Annotated in this window: 4 protein-coding genes; 1 reads left to right on the forward strand and 3 read right to left on the reverse strand. The window is 76.6% G+C overall.

Translation table 11 applies throughout. The features are described from left to right. Both GTR00_RS14215 and GTR00_RS14220 read right to left on the reverse strand, forming a co-directional pair. Positions 1–1,531, reverse strand: a 1,531-nt coding sequence (locus tag GTR00_RS14215) for a sugar ABC transporter ATP-binding protein (protein ID WP_323132481.1), incomplete at its 3' end; no start/stop codon positions are given. Positions 1,532–1,622: 91 nt separating this feature from the next. Continuing rightward, positions 1,623–2,444, reverse strand: a complete 822-nt coding sequence (locus tag GTR00_RS14220) for a GolD/DthD family dehydrogenase (protein ID WP_166612263.1) — start codon at positions 2,442–2,444, stop codon at positions 1,623–1,625. A gap of 92 nt (positions 2,445–2,536) precedes the next feature. Here GTR00_RS14220 and GTR00_RS14225 point away from each other — a divergent pair, with 92 nt between their 5' ends. Then, complete coding sequence (locus GTR00_RS14225; protein WP_166612264.1) at positions 2,537–3,457, forward strand: sugar-binding transcriptional regulator; 921 nt, start codon at positions 2,537–2,539, stop codon at positions 3,455–3,457. Positions 3,458–3,557: 100 nt separating this feature from the next. Here the strand turns inward: GTR00_RS14225 and GTR00_RS14230 are convergent, their stop codons facing one another. Further along, positions 3,558–4,964 (reverse strand): SulP family inorganic anion transporter, encoded by a 1,407-nt coding sequence (locus GTR00_RS14230; RefSeq protein WP_456077712.1) that lies wholly within the window; start codon positions 4,962–4,964, stop codon positions 3,558–3,560. Between the last annotated feature and the right edge of the window lie 68 nt (positions 4,965–5,032).

The raw sequence follows: 5,032 nt of genomic DNA on the forward strand, positions 1-5,032 counted from the left end.
CGTCGAGCCCGGAGCCGGCGCGGAAGATGACCTCCTGCACGTCCGGGTGCTCCAGCGCGGGGCGGTCCAGCTCGGCGACGACGGCGCCGTCGCGCATGACGAGCGCGCGGTGCGCCAGGCCGAGGACCTCGGTCATGTCGGAGGAGGCCATGACGACGGCCATGCCCGCCGCGGCGAGCTCGGTGATGATGCGGTAGATCTCGGAGCGGGCGCCGACGTCGACGCCGCGCGTGGGCTCGTCGAGCAGCAGGACGTCCACGTGCTGCGTCAGCCAGCGGGCCAGCACGACCTTCTGCTGGTTGCCGCCGGAGAGGGTGCCGACCTCCTGGGAGAGCCCGCGGCTCTTCAGGCGCACCGAGCGCATCGCCTCGCCGACGTCCTGCGAGCGGGCGCGCTGGCGCAGCCAGCCGGCGACGCTGAACCTCCCCAGCCGCGGCAGGGTGCCGTTGTCCAGCACGGACAGGCCCATGACGGCGCCGGCGTGCTTGCGGTCCTCGGGCACCAGCGCCATGCCGGCGGTGATGGCCGCCGCGGGGGAGCGCCGGCGCACCGGGCGCCCGGCGACGGCGATGCGCCCGGCGCTGGTGGCGCGCACCCCGAAGACGCCCTCGAGCAGTTCCGTGCGCCCGGCCCCGACGAGGCCGGCCAGGCCGAGGACCTCCCCGCGGCGCACCTGCAGGCTCACCGGCGCCGAGGCGCCGACCACCTGCAGGTCCTCCACGCGCAGCACGACCTCGGCGTCGGCGGGCACCGTGTGCAGCGCCGGGAAGAGGTCCTCCAGCTCGCGGCCGATCATCGCGGTGACGATGTCGTCGTCGGAGACCTCCTGCATCGACGCGTCCAGGACCAGGCCGCCGTCGCGCAGCACCACGACGCGGTCGGCGATGGCGCGCATCTCGGCCATCTTGTGGGTGGTGAACACCATGGCCACCCCGGAGTCGCGCAGCCGCCGCACGACCCGGTACAGCCCCTCGACCTCGCGCTCGGAGATCGCCGAGCTGGGCTCGTCGAGCAGCAGCACGCGCGCGCCGCGGCTGGAGTTCTTCACGATCTCGACGATCTGCTGCAGGCCGACCGGCAGCGTGCCCATCCGCGCGCCGGGGTCGATGTCGACCTCGAACTCGCGCAGCATCTCCGCGGTGCGCGCGGCCATGGCGCGACGGTCCAGCACCCCCAGGCGGTTCTTCAGCTCGCGGCCGACGAAGAGGTTCTCGTAGACGGTCATGTGCGCGATCGAGGCCAGCTCCTGCGGCACGATCGCCACCCCGTGGCGGTGCGCGGCGCGGATGTCCCCGGCGGGCAGGTGCTCGCCGCGCACGCGCACCTCGCCCTCGTCGGCGCGGTACTGGCCGGAGGCGATCTTCATCACCGTCGACTTGCCGGCGCCGTTCTCGCCGGCCAGGGCGGTGACGGTGCCCGGCCGCAGGGCGAGCGAGACGCCCTTGAGGACGGGCACGCCGCCGAAGGACTTGCGCAGGTCGCGGCACTCCAGGGCGACGTCCCCGGTGGTGGCGAGCTCGGCGGTGCTCACGCTGGTGCTCCTCGCTCTCGTCGGTCTCGGACGTCCTCGGACGTCCTCGGACGTCCTCGGTGGGTCCCGGCGGTTCCGGGCGGGTGCGCCGTCAGCGGATCGTGTAGCCGCCGTCGACGACCAGGTCGGTGCCGTTGACCATGTCCGAGGCCCCCGAGGCCAGGAACAGCGCGGCGCCGGCGATCTCGCGCGGCAGGGCGAAGCGGCCGGTGGGGATCGCCGCCCTGGCGGCCTCGCCCTTCGGTCCGCTCCAGGCCTTGCGGCCCAGGTCGGTGAGCACCACGGTCGGTGAGATCGAGTTGGCGGTCACGCCGCGCCCGGCCCACTCGGAGGCGAGCACGCGGGTCAGCCCGACCACCCCGGCCTTGGAGGCGCAGTACGCGGCGTGCCCGTCCAGGGCCACGGAGGCGGCCTGGGAGGCCATGGTGATGACCTTGCCGCGCCCGCGCTCGAGCATGCCGCGCCCCACCTCGCGCGCGGTGAGGAAGGTGCCCGTGAGGTTGATGGCGAGGGTGCGGGTGAACGCCGCGGGCTCCAGCTCCTCCGCGGGCGCCAGGTCCACGATCCCGGCGCAGGTGACGAGCACGTCGATCCCGCCGGTGGCCTCCAGCGCCCGCGCGGCGAAGGAGGCGGTGGCGCCGGGGTCGGAGACGTCGCCGGCCAGGCCCAGCGCGCCGCCGCCCAGCTCGGCGGCGCGGCGCTCGGCGGCCGGGCCGTCGAGGTCGACGACGACCACCCGCGCTCCGCGCTCGGCGAAGACGCCGGCGATGGCGCTGCCGATGCCGGAGGCGCCGCCGGTGATCAGGGCGACGCGCCCGTCGAGCCGGAAGCTGAGGTCCACGTCGGCGTCCGCCGGCTCGGTGCTCGCAGGCCCGGTGCCCGCCGGGCCGGTCGTCGTCTGGTCGGTGCTCATGTGCTCGTCGCTCCCCGCTCCGTCGCGTCCGTGACGGAGGAATGCTGGGAACGGCCTTGCACACCCGTCAACCGTGCTGCTCACATGAGCACGTGGGACCGGAGGAGCTGGCCGAGCTCGTCGCCATCGCGCGGCGGCACCACGTCGACGGCGTCTCGCGCGTCGACATCGCCCGCGAGCGCGGGCTCTCGCGGTTCAAGGTGGGCCGGGTGCTGCAGGCCGCGCGGGCGATGGGCGTCGTCCACGTGGAGGTGCGCGCCCCGGCGGGCATCGACTACGAGGTCTCCGAGCGGCTGCGGCTGCGCTACGGCCTGCGCCGCGCCCTGGCGGTGCAGACCGCCGACGGCGTCGGCGTGCGCGAGGCGCTGGGGCAGGTCGCCGCGGAGCTGCTGCGCGAGGTCGTCGGCGCCGAGGACCTGCTCGGGGTGGACTGCGGGCGCACCCTGCGCCGGATGGCGGTCCACCTCGCCGGCCTGGCGCCGTGCGACGTCGTGCAGATCACCGGGATGGGCGGCGCCGTCGGCGACACCGGCTCCGACGTCGCCCGGGCCGTCAGCGAGCACAACGGCGGGCGCGTGCACCCCCTGTTCGCCCCGATGGTGGTGCCCGACGCGCGCACGGCGCGCGCCCTGCTGTCCGCCGGCGCCATCCGCTCCACCCTGGCGGCGTGCTCGCGGGTGACCACCGCGGTGGTCGCCATCGGGGGGTGGACCCCGGAGCTGTCGCAGGTCCCGGCGCTGATCGGGCCGGAGGAGACGCGGCGCCTGGCGGCGGCGGGGGTGGTGGGCGAGACCGGCGGGCTGCTCGTGGACGGCGAGGGCCGCCGCATCCGCGCGCTGGACGAGCGCCGCGTCGCGCTGACCGAGGAGCAGCTGCGGGCGGTGCCCGACGTCGTCGGCGTCGCCGGGGGCCGGGGCAAGACCCGCGCCGTGCACGCCCTGCTGCGCTCGGGGATGCTCTCCTCGGTCATCACCGACGTGCACCTGGCCCGGCGGCTGCTCGCCGCCGGCTGAGGGCCGCGCGGGGCACCCGCGGCCCCCGCGGCGTCCCCGGCACGCACGACGCGCCGGCCGCCCGCAGGGGGCGACCGGCGCGCGGCCGGGACGGGGGCGCTCAGGCGAGGCCGTGCACCAGCACGCTCTCGCCGCGCGCGCCGCGCTGCTGCACGAAGCTGTGCAGCGCCTCGCGGCAGGCCCGGTCCAGGCGGTGCGGCTCGGGCACGTGCAGGTGCAGCCGGCGCCCGGCGGGCAGGGACTCCAGCGTGTCGTTCAGCTGGGGCAGGCGCACGAAGGTCGCCGAGCCCTCCACGTGCAGGTGGACGTCCTCGCCGTCCTCGCGCACGTGGGCGCGCAGGGTGGTGGCCTGCGCGGCGGCCTTGACCAGCGCCAGGACCAGGCCGATCGCCACGCCCTCCAGCAGGTTCAGGCACAGCACCGCCACCACGGTGCTCACCGTGATGAGCACCTCGCTGCGCGACTCGGCCCACAGGGCGCGCACCTTCACGCCGGTGACGAGCTTCCAGCCGGCCTGCACCAGCACGGCGGCCAGCGCGGCCATCGGCACCGCGCCCAGCAGGGCCGGGACGGCGACGGCGAAGACGAGCAGCCAGCCGCCGTGCAGGACGGCGGAGGCGCGGGTGCGGGCGCCGGCGTGCACGTTGGCGGAGCTGCGCACGATGACGGCGGTCATGGGCAGCGCGCCCAGCAGGCCGCACACGGTGTTGCCCACGCCCTGCGCGACGAGCTCGCGGTCGTAGTGGGTGCGCTCACCGGTGTGCATGCGGTCGATCGCGGCGGCCGAGAACATCGACTCGGCGCTGGCGATCAGGGCCAGGGTGACGGCCGAGCCGAGCACCGCGGGCAGCGACAGGCCCTGCACCGCGGAGGGCAGCAGGGGCTGGACGACGTCCACCAGCGCGCCGACCTGCACGCGGTGCACGTCCAGGCCCAGGACGGCGACCGCGGCGCTGGAGAGCAGCACGGCGGCCAGGGGGGCCGGCACGGCGCGCAGCGCGCCGGGGGCGTGCTTCCACAGGCGCAGCACGAGCAGCGCGCCGACGCCGACGGCGAGGGCGGTGGCCCCGGCCGCGGAGGTGAGCGCGTCGAGCGCGGCGGCGGGCAGGCCGGCGGCGTTGGCCAGCGGGCGGCCGTGCGACGTCGCGTCGGCGAGCAGGTACACCTGCCCCAGCAGCAGGGTCAGGCCGATGCCGGCGAGCATGCCCTGGACCACGGAGGTCGACACGGCGCGGAACCAGCGGCCCAGCCGGGCCAGGCCCAGGCCGACCTGGACCAGGCCGGCGAGCAGGACGACGGCGCCCAGGGCGCGCAGGCCGTGCGCCTCGACGATGTCGGCGACGAGGACGGTCAGGCCGGCCGCCGGGCCGGAGACCTGCAGGGCGCTGCCGGGCAGGGCGCCCACCAGCAGGCCGCCGACGATGCCGGTGACCAGGCCGTGCTCCACGGGCACCCCGGAGGCCACGGCGACGCCCGCGCACAGCGGCAGGGCGACGAGGAAGACCACCAGGGAGGCGCGCAGGTCGGCGGGCGCGTGGGGGCGCCAGGCGCGCCACAGGGCTGCGGGGCTCGTGG

It is taken from the genome of Kineococcus indalonis, from assembly GCF_009906395.1.
GTDB classification, from domain to species: domain Bacteria; phylum Actinomycetota; class Actinomycetes; order Actinomycetales; family Kineococcaceae; genus Kineococcus; species Kineococcus indalonis.

Excerpts from the sequence above, each read along its gene's own strand:
- GTR00_RS14220 (WP_166612263.1), bottom strand. The coding sequence starts at position 2,444 with ATGAGCACCGACCAGACGACGACCGGCCCGGCGGGCACCGGGCCTGCG.